The organism is Enterococcus sp. DIV0691, assembly GCF_051711145.1.
GTDB classification, from domain to species: domain Bacteria; phylum Bacillota; class Bacilli; order Lactobacillales; family Enterococcaceae; genus Enterococcus_B; species Enterococcus_B hirae.
In genome coordinates this window covers 2,583,421-2,609,516 of record NZ_JBIOLY010000001.1, presented here as the reverse complement: position 1 = coordinate 2,609,516, position 26,096 = coordinate 2,583,421, and the positions used below count along the sequence as shown (strand labels likewise).

The following is a 26,096-nucleotide window of genomic DNA, read 5'->3' as shown; positions in this document are numbered from 1 at the left end:
AAGATGGAAAGAACCACAATGAAGAAAACTTTGACGAACCGGAATATCCAGATGATTGCGCTAGGAGGTGCGATCGGGACTGGACTATTCTTAGGTTCTGCCAAAGCAATCAAGTTGGCGGGACCTGCTGTCTTGCTTACTTATTTTGTTTGCGGTCTCGCTATTTATGGGTTGATGTATGCGATGGGTGAGCTCTTTTTATCCAATAATGAGTTTCAATCGATCGGCGATTTCATCCAATACTATTTAGGCGAACGATGGGCATTTTTAGTCAACTGGACGTATTGGTTATGTTGGATGGGTGCTGGATTGACCGAATTGACAGCAATTGGTTTATATATCCGCTTTTGGTTACCAGCACTTTCTCCCTTAATCAGTGGGATCTTCGCACTTATTGCCTTAGTGATCATTAACGTAGTTGCGGTTCGTTGGTTTGGTGAGTTGGAATCCTTGTTTTCAACTATCAAGATTTTTGGGATTTTATTATTTATTCTTTTAGGGATTGGCGTTTGCTTTTTGTACTTCAAGTCACCAAGAATTGGTGTCAGAGAAAATTTTGATCAGCTCCAAACCATTTTTCCATTTGGACTAACCGGCTTAGTTGCTGCTTTTCCAATGGTTTTATTTAGTTTTGCCGGAGTTGAAATGATCGGTTTAACGGTGGGCGAAACAGCAGATCCACAGAAAAACCTTAAAAAAGCGATCCAATGCTTACCCGCACGTATCCTCTTTTTCTATATTGGAACGATCGTGGCGATTTTGTTAGTCGTTCCTTGGCAAACTTTAGATTTAAAAGAAAGTCCGTTGGTCACGATGTTACAGTTCATTCATTGTAGCAAAGGGGCAGGAGTCATCAACTTGATCATCTTGGTTGCTTCCCTTTCTTCCACGAATAGTGCCATTTATAGTACGAGTCGTATCTTATATAATACGGCAAAAGAAAAAAATCTTTCAAAATGGTTTCTAACATTATCTTCTCGAGGTGTGCCCTTGCACGGTATCTTATTTACTGGAGGCATGTTTTTATTAGGACTTTGTTTACACTTTTTTGTATCAGATAGTCGGATTTTATTTCAATTACTTGCAGGCATGACCACGATTTCGTTCTTATTTGTCTGGTCAGCTATTTTATTTGCCCATCTAAAATTAACGAAAAGTCAGTTGAAAAAATGGAAAGATCGACTCATTCTATGTTTTTTTGGTTTGGTAGGAATCAGTTTGTTTTTTGAACCAACTACTCGTGTGATTCCCGTAGTTTCCGTTGTTTGGTTTGGTGCCTTGAACTTGATCTATCAACGGATTCGTCAGACCGCTCCAAAATGATTCGATATTTTTCCCCTATTTTTTTCAGGGCCCTCTGAAATAATTGACGTTAAATCAAGTCTCTCCTACCTATAATAAAAGTATCACAACCGAAAGAGGAGGGATTGCGATGGTCTGGTATAAAGAAACAGCCCAAGAAGTGATGAAGACACTCAAAACGACTCCAGATGGGCTAAACCAAGATGAGCGTATCAGTCGTTTAAAAGAAAACGGCTATAATCATATAGAAGTAAAAAAGAAAGTTAGTCCATTACGAAAGTTTTTGAAGCATTTGACAGAATTATTGATGATTATCTTATTGGTTGCTTCTTTGTTAAAATTTTTTACAGGAGAAGTGATTGAAGGAAGTATTATTCTGGCAGTCGTTCTCGTCAATAGTTTTGTTGGTTATTGGCAAGAGCGAAAGGCTGAGGAAGCGTTAAACGGCTTAGAAAAACTTTTAGGACAGAACGCGGTGATTTTCACAGAAGGGATCAAAGAATTGGTTCCAGCTAAGGAATTAGTACCAGGTGATTTGTTAGCGTTGAAAGCAGGCGATGTTGTACCTGCAGACGTTCGCTTGATTGAGGTCCATGACTTCATGGTAGAAGAAGCCGCATTGACGGGGGAGTCGGAAGCAGTTGAAAAGACCAGCGAACGATTGACGACAACCGTCTCAACCGGAGATCAGAAGAATCTGGCATTTTCTGGTACCTTAGTTCAAACAGGGACTGCGATTGGTGTGGTCATCGAAACGGGAGATACCACTGAAATCGGGAAAATCAATCAGGCACTACAATCAGTCCAACAACAAACTACACCACTCGTTAAAAAAATCAACCAACTAAACAAGCAGATCTTTCGTGGGATTCTTTTCCTTAGCTTGTTCTTACTCTTTTTCACGACATTTAGATATGGCTTGGAAATGAACTTCTTATTTTCAACGATTATTGCTTTGATCGTTTCGATGATCCCGGAAGGTTTACCAGCAGTACTCACGATGATCCTTTCTTTAGGTGTGAACGAAATGGCTAAAGAGCAAGCGATTATTAAAGGTTTGCCTTCTGTGGAAACCCTTGGCTCTATGACCGTGATTTGTTCGGATAAAACAGGAACCCTGACAAAAAACGAAATGAGTGTTGTCGAAACAGTGACGGATCAAGAAGAAACCATGTTGGCAATCATGAAAAACTGCCAAGAGATCCAAACCAAAGCAAATCAAAACGTGGCCGAATTAACAGGAAACCCGACCGAACTTGCTTTACTGCGTTACACGGCAAAAGCATCACTACCTTTGGAGCCAGTCAAAGGAAAAATCCCATTTAGTTCAAGCTATAAATACATGGCAACAATGCATGACAAACAGGAACATGCGATTGTTTATGTCAAAGGGGCACCGGAAGTATTACTAGCAAAAGCGAACTTGACACCGAAACAAGTCGGAAAATGGCAAGAGGAAGCGATGAAACTCGCTCAAAAAGGACAACGAGTCTTAGGCTTTGCTTATAAGACACTTGCTCCTGATCAAGAATTAGGACATGATCAATTGAATGAACTGACCTTTGTAGGGATTGCAGGAATTATCGATCCACCAAAAGAGAGTGCGATCCGAGCAGTCAAAGAATGTCAAAATGCAGGGATCTCGGTGAAAATGATCACAGGAGACCATAAAGACACTGCGCAGGCAATTGCTGAACAAATCGGTCTCAAACACACAAAAAACGTGTTAGAAGGAATTGACATTGATCGCTTATCAGATGAAGAACTAGCGAAACAAGTGAAATCAGTAGATGTATTTGCCCGAACGACACCGGAACACAAGTTACGGATCGTGGATGCTCTTCAAAAAAATGAAGAAATCGTTGGAATGACGGGTGACGGTGTGAATGATGCGCCAGCTTTGAAGCGTGCTGATGTAGGAATCGCTATGGGAATCAAAGGGAGTGAAGTGAGCAAGCAGGCAGCGGACATGGTATTGGGTGATGATAATTTCCATACGATCGCTAAAGCGGTCAAAGAAGGGCGGAGGATTCTCGACAATCTTCAAAAAACAATCAATTTTTTCTTACCAACAGCTTTAGCCCAAGGACTGGTCATTATTTGGGCACTACTCGTTAACCAGCCGTTACCACTGACACCTGTCCAAATTTTATGGGTGAACATGGTTACTACGATCACGTTATCCTATGCTTTAGGATTTGAAAAAGCTGGTAAGGATACGATGAGTCGCTCACCGAGAGATCCAAAGCAAGGGATTCTCACCCGCTACAGTGTGTTTCGAATCTTTTATGTGTCATTGCTGATCATGATTCCTGCTTATTTACTAGCAATGAGCTTTGAAGGACAAGCGCTCCAACAAACCATGCTCTTACAAAATATCGTAGCTGCTCAAGCTGTGTATATGATCAATTGCCGCGAGTTACTTGATCCTTCATTGAATCGAAGTTTATTTGAAAACAAAGCGTTGTTCTTGTCACTCGGAATGTTGATTCTCTTACAAGCAGGAGTGATTTACTTACCGATCGCACAACAGCTAATTGGGACAACAAGTCTTTCCCTGACAGAGCAACTACCGATCTTACTAAATATTCTATTACTTTTTGTAATCGTTGAGATCGAAAAGCGGATCAGTAAGATGATCGCAAAAAAACGAAATGCTGAGTTACCCACGTAAAAAGTACCACCACAAACAGGAAATAAAAGCTTATAAACGTACTCTTTGGCCATTACCAAATAGACATTTATAAGCTTTTGTTAGTTACTTGATCATTGATCGATGTTAAGACAGAGCATAAAAAAACTAAGTGTGAGTTACAAATACGATCGCAACGATAAGTCACTTAAACGATCCAATTCATTTTTTGTCGGGATCGTTGAAAGATAAATGACAGGCATTGGCGGCGTATCGATCGGAATATTTGAAACTAATAAATCATTTTTCTTGATAGTGATATCTGACAATTGACTCAATTCAATTGGCTCCAAGATCACTCGTTTGCCTAAATAAGCATTTAATTCTTGTTGCAAAAAAGCTTTCCATGAAGGTTCCCCTTGAAAAATAAAATAAATCGTTGCTTGATACGGCTGCACGGCTAAAAGTGTCTGTTGGATCAATAAAGAAAGTAAATAAAAGAAATAAGTCTCATTGGTGACCTTTTTGACCATGCTCGTCGATTCTTTAACTTGTTGCAACAAAGCGAATTTATGAGGATATAACTCTGGGTATTCTTGTTCATATTCTTTTAAATAATAGTGATATTGCTTGGTTGTTTGTTCGATCAATAACGGTGATTCATAGTATTTCAGGAGTAGTAAAATCAAATTTTCCGGTAAGTTTGTTTGTTCTAACTCTTTGATAGCTAAGCTTTCTGATAGACGATTTACAAATTCACGAATGTTTGTTTCTGCAGGGTGACGGTGTAAAATATCCAAGATCATAGGCGGGTAAGAGTTGTTATAGTTCCAGCTGTCAAGAAAACAGGAAAAAGCAAACGCTGCTTCTTTATCTTTAAGATAGACCCCTTCAGTTCGGTACAGTTTTTCTAATTCAGGAGCATAGAGTAAAAATAATTGATCCTGGGTAGAAAACAATGAAGTCGGGATTCGACAACCAGCTTTGATCCGAATCGTGTTGATAAAAAACCAACAAATCCCAAATACCTCTTCGGTGTCAACAGCTAACTCAGCTTGTCGTAAACGTTTGAGAAATCGGAAGTAGTGAGATTCATGGATCGAGTAATCCTCGAAGAAATAGTTGTTATGAGTAAACGGCATAAGTAACCGATGATAAAATAGCCGAATGGTTTCTTCTTCACCTGAAAACGACAAACGGTGGCGGTTTTGTTCAATCTGTAATTCGTAGACGACTAATTGTTGATTCAATTTTTTGACATGACGATTCAATGTTTCATAAGACAAGCCGTTACGTGCTAAAAAGGTGGGGGTAGCGACTTCTTTAATCGTTAATAATTCTTTCAATAATTGGACACTGATCGACTGTGTCAGAAAAATTTCCCACAGTTCATTTGTCAGGAGATTCTGTTCGTTTTTTAGTTGAATCCCTGATTGGTCACTATTGATTAGCCAGCCTTTAGGTAATTGAGTTTTGATTGTTTGAAGATCAGAAAAAATCGTACGCTCTGTGGTATTGACAGCTTCGGCCAATTCGTTCACAGTTATTTGCGAGTGATTCAGTAATAGTTCCACTAAAGAGACTTGGCGTTTGATATCTTTTTCAGTAATGATTTTTTTCATTAAAGAATACATTGGATCAACCTTTCTTTGTTAAGTATGACAAGTGAGGAAAACACTCGTTTCGCCGTATCTTCATAATGAAACCTGATTATTTTAGATAGCGCTTACCATTAGTATAATGAAAAAAGGCACAATATCAAATAAAGGATGAGTTTTTTGGATTTTTTTACTTCAATCAGCCGTCGTTTATTTAAAGTAGAAGTTAGCTAAAAAATTTGACTTATACTAAAATAAGTAAAAAGATAGTTATGTGAGAGGAGTGAGTAGAATGGAAAACAGACTAAACGATTATCGCCGCTTACTAGCGATTGCTCAAGCTGGATTGCTTTATGGGAAAGACGTGTTTGACAAAGAACGATATGAAGAGCTGCAAGAAATCTCGTTGAAGCTGCTGAGTGAAGTGGGATTGGAAACAAAGGAAGAATGGACAAGCCTAATAGAAGCGCATGAAGGATATCCAACACCAAAAGTTGACGTACGTGCATGGATCAAACAAGACGAGAAGATTCTATTGATCGAAGATACAAAAACACAAGAATGGTCATTACCAGGAGGATTTGCAGAAGTTGGTTTGTCTCCTAAAGAAAATATACGTAAAGAAGTCAAAGAAGAAACTGGGTTAGAGGTAGAAGTAGGTCAATTATTAGCGATATTTGATACGAATCTGCGCACAGACATCCCTCAAGCCTTTCAGTACTATAAAATTGTTTTTTCTTGCGCTATCTTGTCAGGTACGTTTGTGGCAAACCATGAAACTTCTAATATGAAATTCTTCCATTTAAATGATTTACCAAAACTCTCGCTGAAACGTACGACCAAAGAGCAACTATTGATTTTAGAAAAAGCTACCTTGCCTTATTGCGATTGATCAGGGAAGGTAGTTTTTTTATTTTTAGTGATTTTTTGTTGCAAATGCAATAAAAAAGAGTAAAATCATACTAAAGCTAGGTAAGGGAGGGCTAAAATGGACGAAATCATTCGAGAGATTGGAGCAATTGCCCGTGCCTTGGACTCGATTAGTAACATTGAGTTTCAAGAAGTTGATTTGACAAGAGGACAATACCTGTATTTAGTACGAATCTGTGAACATCCTGGCATTATTCAAGAAAAGTTAGCTGAGATGATCAACGTTGACCGAACAACAACGGCACGTGCGGTGAAAAAATTGATAGCAAAAGACCTGATAAAAAGCATGCCAGATAAAAACAATAAAAAGATAAAAAAACTTTACCCAACGGATCGTGGAAAAAAAGTCTATCCGTTTATCCTTCGAGAGCATCATTATTCCAATCAAGTAGCTGTCAAAGGGTTATCCCAGCAAGAAGTTTTGCAATTACACACACTTTTGCAAAAAGTTCGGAAAAATGTGAGTGAAGATTGGCATTATATAAAAAAAGGAAACAAAAGAATTTATTGAAAGGACTGGAGCGGTGAAAACAATCGAAATCGTAGGGATCAAAGAAACGGAAGTAGAAAAATTACAGGCAATTAGTATCGAGACCTATCAAGCTACCTTTGGTGAACACAACAGTGAAGAATTGATGACGACCTATTTGGATGAAGCTTATGCGCTCGATAAATTGAGGCGAGAACTACAAGAGGAACAGTCAGAATTTTATTGGGCAGTACTAGATGACCGGATTGCTGGCTATCTAAAATTAAATATAGGGCAAGCACAAACAGAAGCAATGGGAGAAGGATTTTTAGAGATTGAACGTATTTATGTCCGATCGCCATTTAAATCTAAAGGGATTGGATCTAGATTGATCGAATTTGCTGTGCAAAAAGCGCAAGAAAAACAAAAAGAGGCGATTTGGTTAGGAGTATGGGAACATAACTATCCTGCCTTAGCTTTTTATAGAAAACATGGATTCCAACATCATAGCCAACATATTTTTTATATGGGAGATGATGCTCAGACAGATTATCTATATGTCAAAAATTTACAGAAATAAAAGGAGCAGAAACATGGAAAAAATCATCGCAGAACAAAATTTTTGGGAAGTCTTTCCAGAAGCAACAATTGAAGTTTTGGTAGTCGAAGGTATCGATAATCATGTAGATAAAGCCAAAGAAGAACAATTCCATCAACTATTGAATGATGCAGCGAAAGAAGCAAGAGGATATTTGACAGAAGAAACATTCAGTCAAAATGAAGTCATTGCCCAATGGCGTCAAGCTTTTTCACGTTTTAAAACCAAAAAAGGAGCCCGTTCATCAATTGAAGCGTTATTAAAAAGAGCCAGCCAAGAACGTGAATTTTTCCCTATCAACCCATTAGTCGATATCTATAACAGTATTTCTCTAACATTTGGTGTGCCATGTGGAGGAGAAGATCAAGAAAAAATCAAAGGGGATCTTCATCTAGGAAAAGCTCATGGTGGTGAAAGTTTTTTACCTCTAGGAGCAGAAGCTGATGCACCAGCTTTACCAGAAGAAATCATTTATTACGATAACGAAGGAGCAATCTGTCGCAGTTTCAACTGGCGAGAAGCGCAACGGACAATGTTGACGGAAGACACGACTAAAGCCATTTTGATTATTGAATCAGTCACAAAAGAGCAAGCATCACGTGGCGCAAAAGCAATGACAGAATTGAAAAAACGCGTGGAACAAACATTTGGCGTAGAAGGGAAAACATTTACGCTAACAATGGAACATCCAGAAATGAACATTTGAAGTAGGAACGAAACGTAGGAATGAAAAGTAGCTCCACCAATAAGATCACATAGAAAAACGAGGGATTTTTCTATGTGATCTTATTTTCTCTAACGAGTGTAGTTTTGAATGGTTTCGTTTCGCTGTTGTGCCATCAAATCTTATCAAAACAAGACAAACTGACAAAGAATCGTCACAGTCTGTCAAATCTTGTCGGATTTTTCGATTCTTAAACCGAGAATTCTTTGATTATCCGCTTTCATGATATACTTAATGAAAAGGATCAACACCATCAAAGGAGGATCAGAGATGATCGGTAAAACCAGAGTCATGCTTTATGCAGAAAATGTTGAAGTGCTTAGTCAATTTTTTGTCGAAACTCTAGGCGCAACAGTTAGTGAAACGATTGAGTTACCAGAAGAATTTCAAAGTACGATCGTGCAACTTTCACCAGAATTTGAATTAGGGATTTTTCCAAAAGTTTTTGTCCAACGATTTTCGCCAGAAGTGTTAGGTACGACTCCTTCGATCATTTTCTTTACGGATCAATTTGAGGAGATCTATCAAAAAATAGAGAATGCTGGTGAAATCATGGAGAACAATGGCGTAGAGACGTTCAACTTTTCTGATCCAGAAGGAAACTATTTTGTGATCGGTAAGTTGTAATGTTTGAAATCAGAAGAGGTCCTGGTGTTTGAAAAGGAGATGCACAGGACAAGGAATTTAAATAAATGAATAACAAATTTTTGAAGGAAAGGAGAGACTGTCATGAATCTAATCGCAAAAATGGAAGAATATTCACAGAGACGACGAGAAGAAAAAAGTGAAAAAATCCGTCTGAAAAACTTGAAGACAGGGAAAAAGCCAACAAAAGGTTGGGGGAAAATGGTAGATACAGGATATGGCGGCTTGAATTCGTTGACTCATTCTAGTGAAATTAGTAAATATTTTTCGGCAGAAAGTGACATCAAGGGATTCATTGCTGAAGAACAAAAACGCATCGGAAAAGAGCAGCTAAAAAATAGCTAAAGCAAACCGATTTGGTACGCTATTTTGTTTGAAATGCTCCTTTTCTATTAAAAAAACTGTTAAATCAGTACATAACGATCAAAAAAACTTAAAGTTCGGATTTTGCTTAAAATCCGACTTTTTTGTTTACTTATGTTCTGATTTAGTATATGATTAAACACGTTGTTTTTAAATAATTCAAAATTTTGAGGGACTTTTTTATAAATGTTCGGTTTTAGGGGGATGAAAGATGAAGGAAAAACTACTTTCCTACTTCGAGATTGAAAAATTAGGTACCACCGTCAGAAGAGAAATACTTGCAGGCTTTACAACATTTATTTCAATGGCGTATATCTTATTTGTCAATCCAACAGTTTTAGGCGCATCAGGAATGGACGAAGGTGCGGTGTTTACGGCTACAGCATTAGCAAGTGCGATCGGCTGTATTTTAATGGGGGTCTTAGCACGTTACCCGATTGGTACTGCGCCAGCATTAGGGATTAATGCCTTTTTTGCTTATTCCGTTTGTTTGGGAATGGGGATTCCTTGGGAAACAGCTTTAGCAGGCGTGTTTGTTGCTTCTTTGATTTTTATTTTGATCACGATTTTCAAATTACGTGAAATGATCATTGATGCAATTCCAGCTGATTTAAAATATGCGATCTCAGGTGGGATTGGTTTATTTATTGCTTTCCTTGGCTTAAATGAGGGAGGAGTCATCGTTTCAAATGAATCTACATTAGTGGGGTTAGGTTCACTAAGCGTAGGTTCAACATGGTTGACGATTTTTGGCTTAGTTGTGACAGCGATCTTATTGATAAGACGTGTTCCAGGAGGTATTTTTATCGGGATGGTAGCTAGCACGATTCTTGGATTAGTGACTGGACTTATTCCTATGCCTTCTCAATTAGTTTCGGCTGCACCAAGTTTAAAGCCAACATTCTTAGTTGCATTGAAACATATCGGAGACATCAACTCACTACAAATGTGGGTAGTCGTATTAACCTTTTTATTAGTTACGTTCTTTGATACAGCAGGAACGTTAGTTGGTTTAGCTAATCAAGCTGGTTTTATGAAAGATAACAAAATGCCTCGTGTCGGGAAAGCTTTAGCTTCTGATTCAACCGCTATGCTTGCAGGTTCTTTATTAGGAACTTCTCCAGTTGGAGCTTTCGTTGAATCTTCTGCCGGAATCGCTGTTGGCGGACGTTCTGGGATCACTGCAGTGACGACCGGGATCTTATTCCTATTCGGATTATTCTTTTCACCGTTGCTATCAGTAGTGACTTCACAAGTAACAGCACCAGCACTGATCATTGTCGGTGTATTGATGGCACAATCGTTGCGTCAAATCGAATGGGGAAAGTTAGAGATCGCCATTCCAGCTTTCTTGATCTTGATCGGTATGCCGTTAACTTACAGTATTTCTGATGGGATCGCATTAGGATTTATCTTCTATCCAATTACTATGATCGCAGCAAAACGCGGAAAAGAAGTATCACCGATCATGTATCTGTTATTCTTTGTCTTTATTGGCTTCATGTGGATACTGAACATTAGTTAACTTGATTTAGTTGATTAATTTTTTGATGTGTGACAAGTAAAAGAACCTTGGCAAATGGAAGACTCGCTATTGTTAGCGAGAAAACAAATGCCAGGGTTCTTTTTTGGAAAAAATTGTTATCGGTAACAACTGAAAGTAAAAGACGATAGCATCAAGGTTTAGGCGTGGTGAAAGAAATAAGGAGAATAATGGCTATTTACTCTCGTTTTTGAAAGCGTTACAATTTTTGCGAGGGATCAATAATCTTTAACCAATGGAGGAAAGTATGGAGAAAAAATGGTGGCATCAATCAGTTGTCTATCAAGTATATCCTCGTAGTTTTCAAGATACGAATGGGGATGGAGTCGGGGATTTACAAGGAGTGATCGCTCGATTGGATTATCTGCATTATTTAGGGATCGATACGATATGGTTATCTCCCGTATATGAATCTCCTAACGACGATAATGGTTACGATATCAGTGATTATCAAGCAATCATGGCCGAATTTGGCACGATGGCTGATATGGAGGAACTGATTGCAGAAGCAAAGAAACGTGAAATAAAAATCATTATGGATCTCGTCGTCAACCACACATCAGATGAACATGCTTGGTTTATCGAAGCTCGTCAAAGTAAGGGAAATCCGTATCGGGATTATTACATTTGGCGTGACCCAATCAATGGAAATGAGCCTAATCAATTACGGTCGATATTCAGTGGCTCTGCTTGGCAGTTTGATGAAACAACTAGTCAGTATTATTTACATCTTTATAGTAAAAAGCAACCAGATTTAAACTGGGAAAATCCCCATTTACGTCAAGAAATCTATCAGATGATGAACTTTTGGATCGACAAGGGAATCGGTGGTTTCCGAATGGACGTGATCGATACGATTGGGAAGTTACCTGATCAAGAAATAACAAGTAATGGTCCCAAACTTCATGACTATTTACAAGAGATGAATCAAGCTACTTTTGGAAACAAAGATCTGATGACAGTGGGCGAAACTTGGGGAGCAACCACGGATATTGCCAAGCTTTATTCTGATCCCAAGAGAAATGAACTATCGATGATCTTTCAATTTGAGCATGTCGGTTTGGATCAACAGGCAGGAAAAGACAAATGGGATTTAAAACCATTAAGTATTCCTGAGTTGAAACAGGTATTATCAAAATGGCAAACTTCTTTAGGGAATGAAGGGTGGAACAGTCTATTTTGGAATAACCATGATTTGCCAAGGATCATCTCGCGTTGGGGGAATGATCAAGATTATCGAGAAGAAAGTGGCAAAATGTTTGCGATTTTGCTGCATATGATGAAAGGGACACCTTATATTTATCAAGGAGAAGAAATTGGGATGACAAACTACCCGATCAAGGATATTTCTGAAGCGCAAGATATTGAAACGATCAACATGTATCATGAACGGTTAACTTTAGGATTTACTCCGGAAGAAATCTTGTGTTCGATCAATGCAAAAGGGCGTGACAATGCGCGTACACCGATGCAATGGGATAATAGTGAACATGCTGGATTTACCACAGGAACTCCTTGGCTACACGTCAATCCAAACTACCAAATGATCAATGTGAAAACAGCCTTAGCAAAGAAAGATTCTATTTTTTATACGTATAAGCAATTGATCGAGTTACGGAAAAACAATGAACTCATCGTCTGGGGAGATTATCAGTTGGTAACAGATACGCCCGATGACGTATTTGCCTATTATCGGACGTTGAATAATGAACAATGGTTAGTCGTTTGCAATATGTCTGAAAAAAATCAGCCATACACATTGACTGATCAAGCGATGACACTGGTCATTTCAAACTATCCACAAAAACAGATACCAACTGGCAAACTGAATTTACGTCCTTATGAAGCTTTTGTTTTGAAGACGAGCAAATAAATGACTTGTCCGAACACCTCAAAAAAGAGTATGATAAAAGAAATTTAGACAAGTGTGAGGACCATGATGAAAGTATTGTTTGATTTGATTCCAAAAAAACAAGAGGAGATGGTACTTTTTCAAGTTCATGAAAAGGTACCATTTTTAACTTCGATTGCTGATATTTTAGAGAAATACAAAGTGGAAACTATTTTAGTGAGAGACTATAAAAAAGAAAGAGATGTCTATTTAGATTTATTCTCGATTTTTTATATCGAATACCTTGATCGCAAATGTTTCTTTTATACGGAAAATGAAGTGTATGAGCGAAGATTGACACTAGCTCAGTTAATGAAAGAACTCCCAGAACCATTTATCCAAATATCGAAAACGACTATTTTAAATATCTATATGGTTAAAGAAATCAATTCGTCGCTTTTAAATGGAAATCTCTATGTCACATTACAAAATACAGAAGAGTTACTCGTTAGCCGTTATTTTTCCAAAGCATTAAAAGAAAAAATCGATCAGACTTTTCGCAACAAGTGACAAGAAAAATGCAAGAAATGACAATCAAACTAGCTTCAAGAAGGAAACCTTGTAGAATAAATGTACCTGATAGCTGGTAAGATGAAAAGGAGAGCCCGATGAAATTGATACAACGTATGATGAGAAGTATTGGTATTGGAAGCTTTGCTTTCTTGCTGTTCAAATTAGTTTCACAAACCCATGAGATCACGAGAAATGAGATTCTTTTTGTCTTCTTTCTCTCGGCTTTTATTGGCGTAGTATCGCTGATCGAGCGAATTGAGAAGCTTAATTATCTTCAGATTATACTGCTGCATTTTATTAGTACGTATGCCTTTAGTTATTTCTTGTTGGTGCTGTTGAATGGAAGTGTTTCTGTTCATTTTGAGAGATACACGCTAACCTTTGTGAGTATCTATTTCATTGTGTGGCTTTGTTTGATCATCAGGAACTTTTTACGAGCCCGATTGTTAAATAAACGAATCCAAATAATCAATACACGGCATTCAGGAATTTCAGGAAAGAAAGAAGAATAAAACGTGGAACATCTACAAAATTATCTCATTGTGTTAGTATTGATTCTCTTTTTTTTACAGAGATTACTTAAAGAAAGAGCAATCAAAGACACGATGAAAAGTGAAATCATCATTGTATTAGTTGGACTTTATTTAATCATAAGCAACTGGCAAGAAATCATTAAGACTAACCATACACTTATTCTTATTGTTTTGTCTGTTTTGCTGGGGTTCATCTTTGGCGTGTTACGTGCCCAAACTGTAAAAATCTATCAAAGACAAAGTGACCAGCAATGGGTAAAAAAGGGAACTTGGCTGACCGTTCTTGTATTTATCATAGGGGTCATTATCAATCGTGTCAGCGTATTGCCTTTTGGTGAAAGCGTACCTGCAGTTGCTGAAACTTTGCATATCGGTGTCTCATTATTAGGTGCCAAAGTAGTTTATCTGAAAAAAGTATAAACCAATCAGCGCATAAACAATACCAATCAGTCGCATTTTTTTCTTATTCGGCGGTACCTAGTGACAATTTTTTGCCGTATCTGTTCTCTACTTATCTTATTCAAATTTTTGGTGCAGCTCATTGTTTGAAGGTGCTTGAATCTTGTTTCTGCGTTTTTATATCCCCTAAAACAGGTTATATTATTCTTTCTAGGAATTTTACATGCTCTTGTTTTCCCTTGTTACTACAGCCTTTTTTGACAAATAACAAAAATCATACTATGATATGTTACGCGGATATTAGGGGGAGAAAACATGGAGAAACCGATTGAACAAGCGTTAAATGATTGTCTGTTTTTTAGTGTGAAAAAATTAGATCGCCTGTTGAATAAAATGGCAGATGAAGCATTTAAGAAAACGGGTTTGACACCGACATATGGGTTTATTTTATTAATTTTAAAAGAAAAAGATGGGTTACCACAAAAGGATATCGCCCAATTACTTTGTTCTGCACCTTCAACGATTGCTCGTTTTGTCGAAAAATTGGAATACAAAGGCTATATCAAAACAGTCAGTGATGGACGCTTGTCATTAGTTTATCTGACGGATCAAGGACGGGAATTTGTAAAAGAAATCGATAGTAGTTGGGAAGAACTACATCATGCATATCAAGAGATTCTAGGATCTGCGGAAAGTGAAGGTTTATCTAAAGCAATCAATTCAGCCACTGAAAAACTACAAAAAAAATAAATTTTTTTAATCTCGTTAGTTGTATGCACAACTAATTATATGTTTTAATAAACGAAGAGAACTGAATGGAGGAATCACCATGGCAAATTTTAACGAAACAATCACTTTTCCTTCTGGTGTGACATTACCTAACCGTTTGATGATGGCACCTATGACCACCCAATTAAGTTTTTATAATGGTGTGATTACGGAAGATGAGATCACGTATTACCAAGAACGTTCGAAAGGACTAGGCGCTGTTATTACAGGGGCTGCGAATGTGCAAGATATAGGAAAAGGCTGGCCCGGTGAACTTAGCATAGCCCATGATGAAATGATACCTAGGCTCAGTGACTTGGCAAAGGCAATCAAAGAAAATGGGGCAAAAGCGATCGTACAAATCTTCCATGGCGGACGTATGACGAGTCGAGCAACGTTATCAGGCGAACAAACTGTTTCGGCTAGCGCAATCCCTGCAGAACGACCTAATGCGGAAACACCACGTGCCTTATCAGAAGACGAAATCTTAGAAACGATCAAGGCTTTTGGTGAAGCGACTAGAAGAGCAATCGAAGCTGGATTTGATGGTGTAGAATTACACGGTGCTAATACGTATTTGATCCAACAATTCTTTTCGCCACATTCTAATCGTCGTGAAGATCAATGGGGCGGAAGCTTAGAAAATCGCTATCGCTTTATTGATGAAGTAGTGAAAAGTGTGTTTCAAGCTGTCGAAACATACGCAACAAAGCCTTTTATCGTAGGTTATCGCTTTTCACCAGAAGAATTTGAAACGCCTGGTATCCGTTTTGAAGATACCATATGGTTAATGGAAAAATTACGTGAAACAAAATTGGATTACCTTCATGTTTCATTAAGTACGTATGATCGTGTTGCTCGTTCTGAGCAATACAATGAGCAATCGATGCTTCACTATCTCCATGAAACAGTGCAAGGAAAAATACCATTAGTGGGTGTAGGGAATGTCCGTAATCGCCAAGATGTTGAAGCCGTTTTATCTGATGCAGAACTTGTCGCAGTCGGGCAGCAACTATTAGTTGATCCCGAATGGGCGGTCAAATTAATGGAAAATCGCGATACAGAACTTGTGTCCAAACCATTTGCAAAAGCATATCAAGAACTCTATTTACCTAATCCATTGTATAATTTTTTACAGATCCGTTATCAATCAAATACTAATAGATAAGTGAAGATCTACTAGTAAAGAAAGAAGAGAGAACAATGAAAGTATTGATCGTCTTAACGAATGTGGAAAAATATAAAGGAACCGACCGTCCAACAGGTCTGTGGCTGAGTGAGCTGACTCATTTTTACGATGCTTTAGTTAAAAATAATATCTCAGCTGATTTTGTCAGTCCTAAAGGTGGGTATGTTCCTTTGGAGCCGAAGAGTCTGGAAGCGATGGATGAAATCGATTGGACGTATTATCAGGACGAAGATTTCCGTAACCGAGCGTTAGGAAGCACCTTGAGTCCAGCTGAAGTCGACCCAAACGAGTATCGTGCAATTTATTATACCGGTGGACACGGAACCATGTGGGACTTTCCTGAAGCAACGGATCTAGGAAAAATTGCTTCATCGATCTACCAAAATGACGGAATCGTTTCAGCTGTTTGTCATGGTGTAGTCGGATTACTTCCTGTAGTTGACGTTTCTGGTCAACCGATTTTAGCGGGAAAAACGGTCACTGGTTTTAGTAACGAAGAAGAAACAGCGAATGGAACAACGGAAAAAGTACCTTTTCTAACAGAAGATGCATTGAAAGAAAAAGGAGCAAACTATCAAGCAGGACCAGCTTTTACAGCGGTCGTACATGCAGATGGACAGTTGTTGACCGGACAGAATCCTCAATCTGCGCATCAATTAGGAATCAAAGTCGTTGAATCTTTGAAGAAGTAAGTTGTTAAGGGAAAAAGTTAAGCAAAAAACGAAAATAAACAGTTCCGACGTAGGCCTTCTTATTACAGCATTATAGTAAGTCTGCCAAAAAACAATCCAATTTAACAATAGAAGAAAACTTTATAAAGTAGAGGGTGGAATCTGAAACGTCCTCCAAAATTTAGATTTTTTAGTCTAACTGTTTGGAGTCGCTTCAGATTTTGCCCTCTATTTCTATAAAAAAATAAAAAGAATGGACAACGTAAGTCTAAAAATTGATTTTTTTATGGAGTATGAGAGGTAAAAAAACATGGTAAAATAAAAGCGGATACATAGAAAGTAACTAAGGAAGAAAGGAATGATGAAATGGAGTTGCTAGAAAAAGAAACGTTCTATTATAAGCATAACGATCATTTAATTGAACCCGTCCATTGTGCTTTTTTTAAAGAAGACAATAACCAAGGGATTACGAGTCATCAAGAAGCAGTACTGGCCTTTCTCACGTATTTTAATCGGGTATGGTGCATTTGGACACCAAAATTTGTACCTGGGTTAACTCAAAAATTTGCCGAAGTGCCAAAAGTTGAGGTCACACTAACCCCAGAAGTCGAAGCAAGAATAGAAGCTGAGGTAGATGCCCAAATAAAAGGAGATATACAAGGAGAAATCAAATATCTTCAAGCCGTCGGACGAAAAGTAGATCTCAAAAAGCTACAAATTGATTATGAAGAACGCAAACAAGAGCGTTACCAAATGATAAAAGAGCTTAGAAAAGAGCATGAAGCATTATTGATCAGATTTCCACAACTCTACGAGCGAACTGAAGAAGTAACGCTTACTTATATGGAAGAAACCTCGTTTGATACTTATGACGGCTTTCCCATACGGGTCAATCCCGAAATGATGAAAGCTGATGAAATCAGTTCCACAACTTTTTTTGCCAAAGGTGGGGAATACCAAATCGCTTTTTGTAGTTATCTCCAGACCCATCGAACAATCGAAGATTTCCAACGAGTCAATCAACTTCTGTTCCCTGATCGAAGTGAGCTAGTCATTTATCAATGGAATACGGATTTTACCAATTTGTATAACGAACCCAGAAGAGATGATGGAGCGTATCTATGGTCAATCTATGACAAAAAAAGAAAACGATTTACAGTGATTGATATTGCCCTAATTATTCCATAGGTGGTAAAAAGTGTTTAAAAAAGGAGAGTTAAGGGTAGAACTTCCTTGGCTCTCTTTTCTTTAAGGGAAAATCAACGAAATCAGGTGTTTGTTTGTGGTTCGATTCTTCCATACGACACTATTATTCATAGAGCAAAGTATTTGTTTCTTTTTTATATCTTTTTAGATCTGGAAAAGCAGTGACAATGTAATACTTATGATTTTTTCGAAGTTCGTTCTTCCTTTTTTTGTGAAAAAGTAGTTTTAAATAATTTTATAATTAAAAAGGTTTTATGATGGAATTAAAGGAAAATAGTATGGGGAAGTATAGGAGAGTGATGAAATGGAATTATTAGAAGAAGAAACATAGAATTTCAGAAAAAAAGGTTTTGCTATGAATTATGCTTTTTTTTATGAAGAGAATTATCAAAAGATAATAAGTCATCAAGAAGCTGCATTAGCTTTTCTTAATTACAAAAATAGACTGTGGGCGCTTAGAATTTGGGCGATTAAAACAAAAGATGGAAAGTTTACTAGTAGGGAATATGAAAAGAAGTATCAGGAAACAAGAGAGGAAAAGATTATTTACACTAATTTGCGTTCATTTGATGAAGTCAAAGGTTATCCTATCCAAGTAAATCCAGAGTTAATGAATAGCAAAAAATATCTGTCGAAGAATTTTTTGAAGAAAAAGGAACATATGAACATGCGTTTATGGATAATCCTCAAAATTTATATGGGAAAAAGGAAGATTTTATTGAAATAAACCAGCAACTTTTTCCAGAAAAAAAAAGGTTGGAAATCTATCTTTGGAATAATGAATTTACCCAATATTATAATGGGGGGCGAGAAGGACTTGGAGCATATTTATGGACAATCTATGATGTGGAGTACAAAAAGTTTATTGTAATTGATGCTTCGTTAATAATAGATTAATGAGACTGAGACGATAGTTCTTTCTCAAAAAGAAGATAAGTTCGATTTTGATTTTTATTGTCAAAATCGAACTTATTTTTTTATTCTGCAAAAGTTGCCTACTTGATCTAACACCACGGCTGTTCTTATGATTGAAGATTTGCTTCGTTTTTGAGTACATTTTTTGAAACATTAACGGTTACATGATACTCTTCAAATAGGCTATTGGAAAAGAGGGAAATGGATGAGGATCGTGATCATTGGTGGTTCTTTTGCGGGGATCTATGCAGCAATTTCTTTGCGAAAAAGTTGTCCTGACAGTGAAATCATACTTTTGGAAAAACAAGACAAGATTGGGTTTATACCGAGTGGACTCAATTTACTGTTAAAAAAGCAACTCACAAGTAAAGAACAACTTTATTGGTTGACTAAGGAAGAATTGCGAGCGCTATACGCAATTGATGTTCAAGTACGCACGGAAGTCGTTTCACTTGAAATAGCCACGAAGACTGTGTTTATCCAAAATGGGCGACAGCTTACTTTTGATACATTGGTGATTGCAACGGGTTCGAGTCAGCAATTCAAAAATGGAAACAAAAGTACGCAGATCCGTTCTGTTAAAGATATCCACTTAAAAGAATCTTTGGAACAAAGTCTTGCGAAGGCACAAAAGATTGCTGTGATTGGTGCGGGACAAGTAGGACTTGAATTAGCAGAAGGGTTATATCATCAGCAAAAAGAAATCCATCTCTATGAAAGCCGATCAACATTGTTGTTCCGTTATTTCGACCCCGAAATGGTTGAGCCGTTAACACATGAGTTATTGCAACGGCATATCCAATTGTTTTTCAATGAACAAGTGCAAACGCTCGAAGAAAACGAGCAAGTGGTCGTAGTGACGGATCAAAAAACAGAAAGCTATGATTTAGTTCTGCTAGCGAATCACACGCGTCCAGACCATCATCTCTGGCAAGATCAGTTGAAGCTAAATGAAGATGGTACGATTTGGGTCGATGAGTATTTGCAAACGTCAGCGAAGGATATTTATGCAATCGGTGATGCGATCCAAGTGACGTTCCAACCGACTCAAGAAAAAATGTATGTCTCTTTGGTCAATAATGCACTACGCACGGCACAAGTGGTCAGTCAAACGATTAGTGGCAAACGTACGAAAGATCCGGGAACCTACCGAGCAATTGGAAATCATTGGTTTGGTTATTTTCTAGGAAGTGTTGGGCTAACGGAAGAAGAAAGTATTTTTTATCCGCAGACTGTCCGTAAAACATATTTGCTTGCCCGCTTAGCTGCGACCAATAGTGAAACGGCGAAAATCAAAGTGATGTGCAATGAAAAGGGACAATTACTTGGTGCGCAGTTGCGAAGTCGAGAGGAGATATTCGATTTATTGGATCGATTCACTCTCGCTATTGAGGAAGGCTGGACGTTAGAGAAATTATTCGAACGGGAGTTATTCTTCCAGCCAGAATATCGGTTGCCGCTTCAATTGATAAAGGTGGTTGATACGCTCGATGAAGATTGAACAATTACTAGAGAAAAAAGAGCAGTTGCAAGTGCTGATTCTTAGGGAAATGGTGTTGCATGGTGGAACTGTAGGAACGAATCAATTAAGGGAACAAGTCAATCTTTCTAAAACATCATTTGATCAATATATAGCAGAAATCCCAATGATCGGTATGATGATGGGGAAGAAAGTAGCAATCAAAAGAAATGAATTTCAAGTCACATTAGAGTTGGCTGAAGATGTCAGCTTAGAAAAAATCATTCTATTCTTAGTTCAACAAAGCTTGAAATTCAATCTGCTTGTTTATTTATTAGAACATCACCAAGCATCGATCGTTCGTCTAGCGACAGCTTTTAATATCAGCGAATCTTCTGTCTTTCGTAAGATCAAAGAATTGAATCAGTTACTGCAAGAATTTTCTCTACAAATCAAAAATGGCCAACTCTATGGCGAGGAATTGCAAGTTCGTTATTTCTACTATGTATTATTCCAATTTATCTCTGAATCACAACGTCCCCTTTTCTTACAACAGACGCCTGATAAAGCGCCACTTATTTTAGGATTGGAGCGAGCCTTAGAAACGACATTCTCTCAAGAGTCAGCTAGTAAAATCGCCTGCTGGCTAGGGATTACTCGTAAACGGCTATTGAGTGAAAAAACGACGTTTGCTACATTGAAAGAAAAGAAAATACTTTATCAAAAGGATCGTTTGTATCAAGCACTTGATCCAGTCATTTCGCTTTATTTAAGTCGGACAGCTGCTGAGATCAGTGGCTATGAGCCTTTGATGTTTTACAGTTTTTTTGTCTCGTTTGCTGTGTTATCAGAAGAACATTTTTATCAATATGATTTAACCCGAAGCAAAAAATTACCAACAGCTGTATTAGATACGTACATTAGAGAAACGATGTTGTGGCACTATCGTCCACGAAAGTTGAAGATCAAGGAAGAAAAAGCAGTCGGTTATCAATTAGCTCAAATCGATAATGAGTTTTATTTTTTTCGAGGAGTCATGATGATCTATGAGCCAGAACATCTCTTGCAACAACAGAAAAAGATGTTAGGCCGCTCCCTTAGTCAATTACTCGAACGATTGAAAGAAACAACGCTGACACAACTACCTGCTAAACAAGGTGAAGAAGCTGCTTTAAGTTATCTCATGATTCAGTATGCCAATATTCTTATGATGATCGATTTTTATATTGCGAAATCGGTCACTATCGGAATCGATATTGAAACATTACCGATTTATCGAGTGGCATTTCAACAATTTTTGTTAAGAGAACTAAAAGGAATCAGTGGGATTGAGATTGAAAATCGACGACCAGGAAAAAAGTATGATTTAGTGATCACATTTAATCAAGAAGATCCTCATCAAAATTATTATTATTTATCAGAGTTTGCTTCAAGCTATGATATCGCAAGGTTAAAGCAAAAAATCGAAGAAGAAAAAAAAGCAAAAAACTAAAAACTGTCAAAAAAACAGAAAATAAATGTTTTTTTGGCAGTTTCTAAAAAATGAATCGGTGTAAGATAAAGATAAATTTAGAAAGCGTTTGCAGATAATGGAGGAGATCAGAATGACAGAATCAACATACATCATGGCGATTGACCAAGGAACGACAAGTTCACGAGCAATTATTTATGACAAAAAAGGTAGACATATCGGTAGTTCACAAAAAGAATTCACGCAATATTTTCCTAAAGAGAGCTGGGTGGAACATGATGCGAATGAAATCTGGAACTCCGTACAGTCGGTCATTGCAGGAGCATTTATTGAATCTGGGATCAAACCGAATCAAATCGCAGGCATCGGGATCACTAACCAACGTGAAACGACGGTGATCTGGGAAAAAGATACTGGACGTCCGATTTATCATGCTGTGGTATGGCAATCTCGTCAATCCGCATCAATTGCTGATAATTTAAAAAAGGAAGGCTACCAAGACTTTTTCCATAAAAAAACAGGTTTAGTGATTGATGCCTATTTTTCTGCTACAAAAATACGTTGGATTCTTGACCATGTAGAGGGAGCGCAAGAACGTGCTGAAAAAGGCGAATTGCTTTTTGGTACGATCGATTCATGGCTGGTATGGAAATTAACAGACGGTCAAGCACATGTGACGGATTATTCCAATGCAAGTCGGACGATGTTGTTTAATATTCACGATCTTGATTGGGATCAGGAAATCCTTGATCTCTTGAACATTCCTCGAGCAATGCTGCCAAAACCGACTTCTAATTCGGAAATTTATGGTTATACACAAGGGTATCATTTCTATGGAAGTGAAGTGCCGATTTCTGGGATGGCTGGTGACCAGCAAGCTGCTTTGTTTGGACAAATGGCTTTTGAACCTGGAATGGTCAAAAATACGTATGGTACAGGATCATTTATCGTCATGAATACTGGGGAAGAACCCCAACTATCCAAGAACAATCTATTAACGACGATTGGTTATGGAATCAATGGAAAGGTTTACTATGCACTGGAAGGGAGCATTTTCGTAGCCGGTTCTTCCATCCAATGGTTGCGAGATGGGTTGCAAATGTTACAAAAAGCAAGTGATTCCGAAGAGGCAGCAAAACGTTCCACAAGTGAGGATGAAGTCTATGTCGTGCCAGCATTTGTTGGGTTAGGGGCACCTTATTGGGATCAAGCTGCGAGAGGTTCGATGTTTGGGTTGACACGTGGGACGACCAAAGAAGACATTATCAAAGCAACCTTACAATCGATTGCATACCAAGTAAGAGATATCATTGATACGATGCAAGAAGACACAGGGATCAAAATACCAGTCTTGAAGGTCGATGGTGGCGCAGCGAATAATGAGTATTTGATGCAATTTCAGACAGATATTTTAAATATTCCGATCCAACGAGCAGAAAATCTGGAAACTACGGCATTAGGTGCGGCATTTCTAGCTGGTTTAGCGGTTGGTTTTTGGAAAGATACAGATGAAATCAGAGAATTTTATGAAGCGGGCAAGATGTTTGAAGTAGAGATGCCTGAAGAGCGTAGAGAAAAATTATATGGCGGTTGGAAAAAAGCGGTAGTAGCAACACAAGCATTTGAGTAAAGGGAGGGAATGTCATGTTTTCAAGAGGAACAAGACAAGAAAGTATTGAAAAAATGCAACACGAAAAGTTGGATCTGCTGATTATTGGTGGCGGTATCACAGGGGCTGGTGTGGCGCTTCAAGCCGCAGCATCAGGAATCAAAACGGGGCTAATCGAAATGCAAGACTTTGCAGAAGGTACTTCTTCACGCTCCACAAAATTAGTACACGGAGGGATTCGTTATCTTAAAACTTTTGACGTCGAAGTTGTAGCAGATACTGTAGGCGAACGAGCGGTGGTCCAAGGGATTGCGCCACACATTCCAAAACCTGATCCAATGTTACTACCGATCTATGAAGATGAGGGTGCAACGACGTTTAATATGTTTTCAGTCAAAGTGGCAATGGATCTCTACGATAAATTGGCAAATGTGACTGGAACAAAATATGAAAACTATACGTTGACGCCAGAAGAAGTGTTAGAACGAGAACCATTTTTGAAAAAAGAAGGGTTAAAGGGCGCTGGTGTTTATCTAGATTTTCGGAACAATGATTCACGTTTAGTGATCGATAACATCAAAAAAGCAGCAGAAGATGGTGCTTATCTAGTAAGTAAAATGAAAGCGATTGGCTTTTTATATGAAGGAGATCAAATCGTGGGTGTCAAAGCACGTGATCTGCTGACGGATCAAGTCGTGGAAATCCACGCAAAAATAGTGATCAACACAAGTGGTCCATGGGTCGATAAAATCCGTAACTTGAATTTCAAACGTGCGGTATCACCTAAGATGCGACCAACCAAAGGTGTTCATCTAGTCGTAGATGCTAAAAAACTGCCTGTTCCACAACCAACATATTTTGACACGGGCAAACAAGACGGCCGAATGGTTTTTGCCATTCCACGAGAAAATAAAACGTATTTTGGAACGACAGATACGGACTATCAAGGGGACTATACAGATCCAAAAGTAACGCAAGAAGATGTGGACTATTTATTAGATGTCATCAATCATCGTTACCCAGATGCAAACATCACCCTCGCAGATATCGAATCAAGTTGGGCAGGGTTACGCCCATTATTGATCGGTAATTCTGGTTCTGACTATAACGGTGGCGACAACGGCTCTATTTCAGATAAAAGCTTTAGTAAAGTCGTTGATACGGTTACTGAATATAAAGAAAACAAGGCTTCTCGATTAGAAGTAGAGGACGTATTGAATCATTTAGAAAACAGCCGTGATGAAAAAGCCCCTTCTTCGATTTCTCGAGGCAGCTCGTTAGAACGTGAATCGGATGGTTTGGTGACACTATCAGGTGGGAAGATCACAGACTACCGTAAGATGGCAGAGGGCGCACTAAAATTAATCCGCCAGTTGTTGAAAGATGACTACCGGATGTCAGTAAAAGAAATCGATTCGAAACATTATCCCGTTTCCGGTGGAGATTTTGATCCAACGAAACTGGAAGAAACTGTGGAAGAATTGACAAAAATCGGAGTTGAATCTGGTTTAGCAGAAGCTGATGCAAAATACATTGCAGATTTTTATGGAACCAATGCGAAAAAGATTTTTGCTTTGGCAAAAGAAATGACACCGTATGAAGGACTAAGTTTAGCTGAATCTGCTCGTTTACGTTATGGGTTAGAAGAAGAAATGGTATTAGCACCAGGCGACTACTTGATTCGTCGCACGAATCACTTGTTGTTTGAACGTGATCAACTTGATGCAATCAAACAACCGATCATTGATGCCATTGCGTCTTACTTCGCTTGGTCAGCAGAAGAGAAGAAGCGTCAAGAAGCTCATTTAGAAGAATTGATCGCAGAGTCGGATCTACGTGAATTGAAGGGGGAAAAATAGATGAGTGCAGAAATGACGCAGATCATGGGAGAATTTATTGGTACGATGATTTTAGTTTTACTTGGTGATGGGGTATGTGCTGCGGTTAACTTGAACAAGAGTAAAGCCCAAGCTTCTGGTTGGATCGTGATTGCTTTTGGTTGGGGACTAGCCGTTACAATGGCTGTCTATATTTCCGGATTTATGGGACCTGCTCATTTGAATCCAGCCGTATCTTTAGCGATGGCGATGACCGGTGCAATTGGCTGGAACCTAGTGATTCCGTTTATTATTGCGCAAATGTTAGGTGCGATCGTCGGTGCTGTTTTAGTTTGGTTGACGTATTTACCACATTGGAGTGTGACGAAAGACCAAGGCGCAATTTTAGGTACATTTGCGACAGGTCCTGCCATTCGAAATTATCCAGCGAACTTTATCACCGAGTTGATCGGTACTTTCGTTTTAGTACTAGGATTATTAGCGTTTGGGCAAAACTCATTTGCCGATGGTACAAATGTCTTTGCTGTCGGAGGTTTGATCTTAGCAATCGGTCTTTCCCTAGGTGGACCAACTGGCTATGCGATCAACCCAGCTCGTGACCTAGGTCCACGTCTGACCCATGCGATTCTGCCAATTGCAAACAAAGGAAACTCAGACTGGGGCTATTCATGGATACCAGTAGTAGCGCCAATGGTCGGAGCTGTCGTGGCTGTGGGAATGTACATGTTGATGGTATAAAAAAGCGATAAAGTGTGTTATTCCTTAATAAATAATCTAAAAAACGGTAAAATAGGTCTTCTATTTTACCGTTTTTTAGCACTTGACAAAGA

Annotated in this window: 25 protein-coding genes; 24 read left to right on the top strand and 1 reads right to left on the bottom strand. The window is 38.3% G+C overall.

Going from position 1 to position 26,096, the window contains the following annotated elements:
* Positions 1-3 precede the first annotated feature (3 nt).
* Together IGJ11_RS11910 and IGJ11_RS11905 are read left to right on the top strand one after the other, a co-directional pair.
* Positions 4-1,323, top strand: coding sequence for an amino acid permease (locus IGJ11_RS11910; protein ID WP_178287120.1), 1,320 nt, complete (start codon positions 4-6; stop codon positions 1,321-1,323).
* Between the two features lie 109 nt (positions 1,324-1,432).
* On the top strand, positions 1,433-3,976 hold the full coding sequence (locus IGJ11_RS11905) for an HAD-IC family P-type ATPase (protein WP_207432608.1): 2,544 nt from the start codon (positions 1,433-1,435) through the stop codon (positions 3,974-3,976).
* 137 nt (positions 3,977-4,113) lie between these two features.
* Here IGJ11_RS11905 and IGJ11_RS11900 read toward each other — a convergent pair whose 3' ends face one another.
* On the bottom strand, positions 4,114-5,568 hold the full coding sequence (locus tag IGJ11_RS11900; RefSeq protein WP_010720983.1) for a helix-turn-helix domain-containing protein: 1,455 nt from the start codon (positions 5,566-5,568) through the stop codon (positions 4,114-4,116).
* A gap of 256 nt (positions 5,569-5,824) precedes the next feature.
* Between IGJ11_RS11900 and IGJ11_RS11895 the strand changes: the two genes are divergently transcribed.
* The 22 genes from IGJ11_RS11895 (at position 5,825) to IGJ11_RS11790 (ending at position 26,004) form a co-directional block, all read left to right on the top strand.
* A complete protein-coding gene (locus IGJ11_RS11895; protein ID WP_010737012.1) occupies positions 5,825-6,424 on the top strand; it encodes an NUDIX hydrolase in 600 nt (199 codons plus the stop codon).
* A 96-nt stretch (positions 6,425-6,520) separates the two neighbouring features.
* Positions 6,521-6,973, top strand: a complete 453-nt coding sequence (locus IGJ11_RS11890; RefSeq protein WP_053766210.1) for a MarR family winged helix-turn-helix transcriptional regulator — start codon at positions 6,521-6,523, stop codon at positions 6,971-6,973.
* A gap of 13 nt (positions 6,974-6,986) precedes the next feature.
* On the top strand, positions 6,987-7,511 hold the full coding sequence (locus IGJ11_RS11885; protein ID WP_010737014.1) for a GNAT family N-acetyltransferase: 525 nt from the start codon (positions 6,987-6,989) through the stop codon (positions 7,509-7,511).
* Between the two features lie 13 nt (positions 7,512-7,524).
* Entirely contained in the window at positions 7,525-8,235 is a 711-nt protein-coding gene (locus IGJ11_RS11880) for a B3/B4 domain-containing protein (protein ID WP_207432610.1), read from the top strand.
* A gap of 288 nt (positions 8,236-8,523) precedes the next feature.
* On the top strand, positions 8,524-8,880 hold the full coding sequence (locus IGJ11_RS11875) for a VOC family protein (protein WP_010720978.1): 357 nt from the start codon (positions 8,524-8,526) through the stop codon (positions 8,878-8,880).
* Between the two features lie 102 nt (positions 8,881-8,982).
* Positions 8,983-9,243: a hypothetical protein gene (locus tag IGJ11_RS11870; RefSeq protein ID WP_207432613.1), complete on the top strand. Its 261-nt coding sequence runs from the start codon at positions 8,983-8,985 to the stop codon at positions 9,241-9,243.
* Positions 9,244-9,472: 229 nt separating this feature from the next.
* A complete protein-coding gene (locus IGJ11_RS11865) occupies positions 9,473-10,786 on the top strand; it encodes an NCS2 family permease (RefSeq protein WP_010737017.1) in 1,314 nt (437 codons plus the stop codon).
* A 265-nt stretch (positions 10,787-11,051) separates the two neighbouring features.
* Complete coding sequence (locus IGJ11_RS11860) at positions 11,052-12,677, top strand: glycoside hydrolase family 13 protein (protein WP_207432615.1); 1,626 nt, start codon at positions 11,052-11,054, stop codon at positions 12,675-12,677.
* Positions 12,678-12,743: 66 nt separating this feature from the next.
* Positions 12,744-13,205: a LytTR family DNA-binding domain-containing protein gene (locus IGJ11_RS11855; protein WP_010737019.1), complete on the top strand. Its 462-nt coding sequence runs from the start codon at positions 12,744-12,746 to the stop codon at positions 13,203-13,205.
* 98 nt (positions 13,206-13,303) lie between these two features.
* Positions 13,304-13,720, top strand: coding sequence for a DUF3021 family protein (locus IGJ11_RS11850; RefSeq protein ID WP_010720973.1), 417 nt, complete (start codon positions 13,304-13,306; stop codon positions 13,718-13,720).
* Between the two features lie 3 nt (positions 13,721-13,723).
* Positions 13,724-14,161: a hypothetical protein gene (locus IGJ11_RS11845; protein ID WP_063627598.1), complete on the top strand. Its 438-nt coding sequence runs from the start codon at positions 13,724-13,726 to the stop codon at positions 14,159-14,161.
* A 294-nt stretch (positions 14,162-14,455) separates the two neighbouring features.
* A complete protein-coding gene (locus IGJ11_RS11840; protein ID WP_207432622.1) occupies positions 14,456-14,890 on the top strand; it encodes a MarR family winged helix-turn-helix transcriptional regulator in 435 nt (144 codons plus the stop codon).
* Positions 14,891-14,969: 79 nt separating this feature from the next.
* The gene (locus IGJ11_RS11835; RefSeq protein WP_207432624.1) at positions 14,970-16,076 is read left to right on the top strand and encodes an NADH-dependent flavin oxidoreductase; all 1,107 of its coding nucleotides are present in this window, start codon (positions 14,970-14,972) and stop codon (positions 16,074-16,076) included.
* Positions 16,077-16,111: 35 nt separating this feature from the next.
* Positions 16,112-16,789 carry a type 1 glutamine amidotransferase domain-containing protein gene (locus IGJ11_RS11830; RefSeq protein WP_207432626.1) on the top strand — a complete coding sequence of 226 codons (678 nt, stop codon included), beginning with the start codon at positions 16,112-16,114 and terminating at the stop codon, positions 16,787-16,789.
* A gap of 345 nt (positions 16,790-17,134) precedes the next feature.
* On the top strand, positions 17,135-17,956 hold the full coding sequence (locus tag IGJ11_RS11825) for a hypothetical protein (RefSeq protein WP_207432628.1): 822 nt from the start codon (positions 17,135-17,137) through the stop codon (positions 17,954-17,956).
* A gap of 373 nt (positions 17,957-18,329) precedes the next feature.
* Positions 18,330-18,701: a hypothetical protein gene (locus tag IGJ11_RS11820; RefSeq protein WP_242697184.1), complete on the top strand. Its 372-nt coding sequence runs from the start codon at positions 18,330-18,332 to the stop codon at positions 18,699-18,701.
* Complete coding sequence (locus tag IGJ11_RS11815; protein ID WP_438772580.1) at positions 18,650-18,871, top strand: hypothetical protein; 222 nt, start codon at positions 18,650-18,652, stop codon at positions 18,869-18,871. The genes IGJ11_RS11820 and IGJ11_RS11815 overlap by 52 nt, the downstream gene beginning before the upstream one ends.
* 223 nt (positions 18,872-19,094) lie before the next feature.
* Positions 19,095-20,390, top strand: coding sequence for an FAD-dependent oxidoreductase (locus tag IGJ11_RS11810; RefSeq protein ID WP_207432630.1), 1,296 nt, complete (start codon positions 19,095-19,097; stop codon positions 20,388-20,390).
* Positions 20,380-21,840, top strand: coding sequence for a helix-turn-helix domain-containing protein (locus IGJ11_RS11805; RefSeq protein WP_178306354.1), 1,461 nt, complete (start codon positions 20,380-20,382; stop codon positions 21,838-21,840). Before IGJ11_RS11810 ends, IGJ11_RS11805 begins: the two co-directional genes overlap by 11 nt.
* 112 nt (positions 21,841-21,952) lie before the next feature.
* The gene (gene glpK / locus IGJ11_RS11800; RefSeq protein WP_010720962.1) at positions 21,953-23,449 is read left to right on the top strand and encodes a glycerol kinase GlpK; all 1,497 of its coding nucleotides are present in this window, start codon (positions 21,953-21,955) and stop codon (positions 23,447-23,449) included.
* Positions 23,450-23,463: 14 nt separating this feature from the next.
* The gene (gene glpO / locus IGJ11_RS11795) at positions 23,464-25,287 is read left to right on the top strand and encodes a type 1 glycerol-3-phosphate oxidase (RefSeq protein ID WP_010737029.1); all 1,824 of its coding nucleotides are present in this window, start codon (positions 23,464-23,466) and stop codon (positions 25,285-25,287) included.
* Positions 25,288-26,004 carry an MIP/aquaporin family protein gene (locus IGJ11_RS11790; RefSeq protein ID WP_010720960.1) on the top strand — a complete coding sequence of 239 codons (717 nt, stop codon included), beginning with the start codon at positions 25,288-25,290 and terminating at the stop codon, positions 26,002-26,004. It begins immediately after the preceding gene.
* Positions 26,005-26,096: the final 92 nt, after the last annotated feature.

Coding starts and splice junctions, on each gene's coding strand:
- IGJ11_RS11910 (WP_178287120.1), top strand. CDS start 4: ATGGAAAGAACCACAATGAAGAAAACTTTGACGAACCGGAATATCCAG.
- IGJ11_RS11905 (WP_207432608.1), top strand. CDS start 1,433: ATGGTCTGGTATAAAGAAACAGCCCAAGAAGTGATGAAGACACTCAAA.
- IGJ11_RS11900 (WP_010720983.1), bottom strand. CDS start 5,568: ATGTATTCTTTAATGAAAAAAATCATTACTGAAAAAGATATCAAACGC.
- IGJ11_RS11895 (WP_010737012.1), top strand. CDS start 5,825: ATGGAAAACAGACTAAACGATTATCGCCGCTTACTAGCGATTGCTCAA.
- IGJ11_RS11890 (WP_053766210.1), top strand. CDS start 6,521: ATGGACGAAATCATTCGAGAGATTGGAGCAATTGCCCGTGCCTTGGAC.
- IGJ11_RS11880 (WP_207432610.1), top strand. CDS start 7,525: ATGGAAAAAATCATCGCAGAACAAAATTTTTGGGAAGTCTTTCCAGAA.
- IGJ11_RS11875 (WP_010720978.1), top strand. CDS start 8,524: ATGATCGGTAAAACCAGAGTCATGCTTTATGCAGAAAATGTTGAAGTG.
- IGJ11_RS11870 (WP_207432613.1), top strand. CDS start 8,983: ATGAATCTAATCGCAAAAATGGAAGAATATTCACAGAGACGACGAGAA.
- IGJ11_RS11865 (WP_010737017.1), top strand. CDS start 9,473: ATGAAGGAAAAACTACTTTCCTACTTCGAGATTGAAAAATTAGGTACC.
- IGJ11_RS11860 (WP_207432615.1), top strand. CDS start 11,052: ATGGAGAAAAAATGGTGGCATCAATCAGTTGTCTATCAAGTATATCCT.
- IGJ11_RS11855 (WP_010737019.1), top strand. CDS start 12,744: ATGAAAGTATTGTTTGATTTGATTCCAAAAAAACAAGAGGAGATGGTA.
- IGJ11_RS11850 (WP_010720973.1), top strand. CDS start 13,304: ATGAAATTGATACAACGTATGATGAGAAGTATTGGTATTGGAAGCTTT.
- IGJ11_RS11840 (WP_207432622.1), top strand. CDS start 14,456: ATGGAGAAACCGATTGAACAAGCGTTAAATGATTGTCTGTTTTTTAGT.
- IGJ11_RS11835 (WP_207432624.1), top strand. CDS start 14,970: ATGGCAAATTTTAACGAAACAATCACTTTTCCTTCTGGTGTGACATTA.
- IGJ11_RS11830 (WP_207432626.1), top strand. CDS start 16,112: ATGAAAGTATTGATCGTCTTAACGAATGTGGAAAAATATAAAGGAACC.
- IGJ11_RS11825 (WP_207432628.1), top strand. CDS start 17,135: ATGGAGTTGCTAGAAAAAGAAACGTTCTATTATAAGCATAACGATCAT.
- IGJ11_RS11820 (WP_242697184.1), top strand. CDS start 18,330: ATGAATTATGCTTTTTTTTATGAAGAGAATTATCAAAAGATAATAAGT.
- IGJ11_RS11815 (WP_438772580.1), top strand. CDS start 18,650: ATGGATAATCCTCAAAATTTATATGGGAAAAAGGAAGATTTTATTGAA.
- IGJ11_RS11810 (WP_207432630.1), top strand. CDS start 19,095: ATGAGGATCGTGATCATTGGTGGTTCTTTTGCGGGGATCTATGCAGCA.
- IGJ11_RS11805 (WP_178306354.1), top strand. CDS start 20,380: ATGAAGATTGAACAATTACTAGAGAAAAAAGAGCAGTTGCAAGTGCTG.
- glpK (WP_010720962.1), top strand. CDS start 21,953: ATGACAGAATCAACATACATCATGGCGATTGACCAAGGAACGACAAGT.
- glpO (WP_010737029.1), top strand. CDS start 23,464: ATGTTTTCAAGAGGAACAAGACAAGAAAGTATTGAAAAAATGCAACAC.
- IGJ11_RS11790 (WP_010720960.1), top strand. CDS start 25,288: ATGAGTGCAGAAATGACGCAGATCATGGGAGAATTTATTGGTACGATG.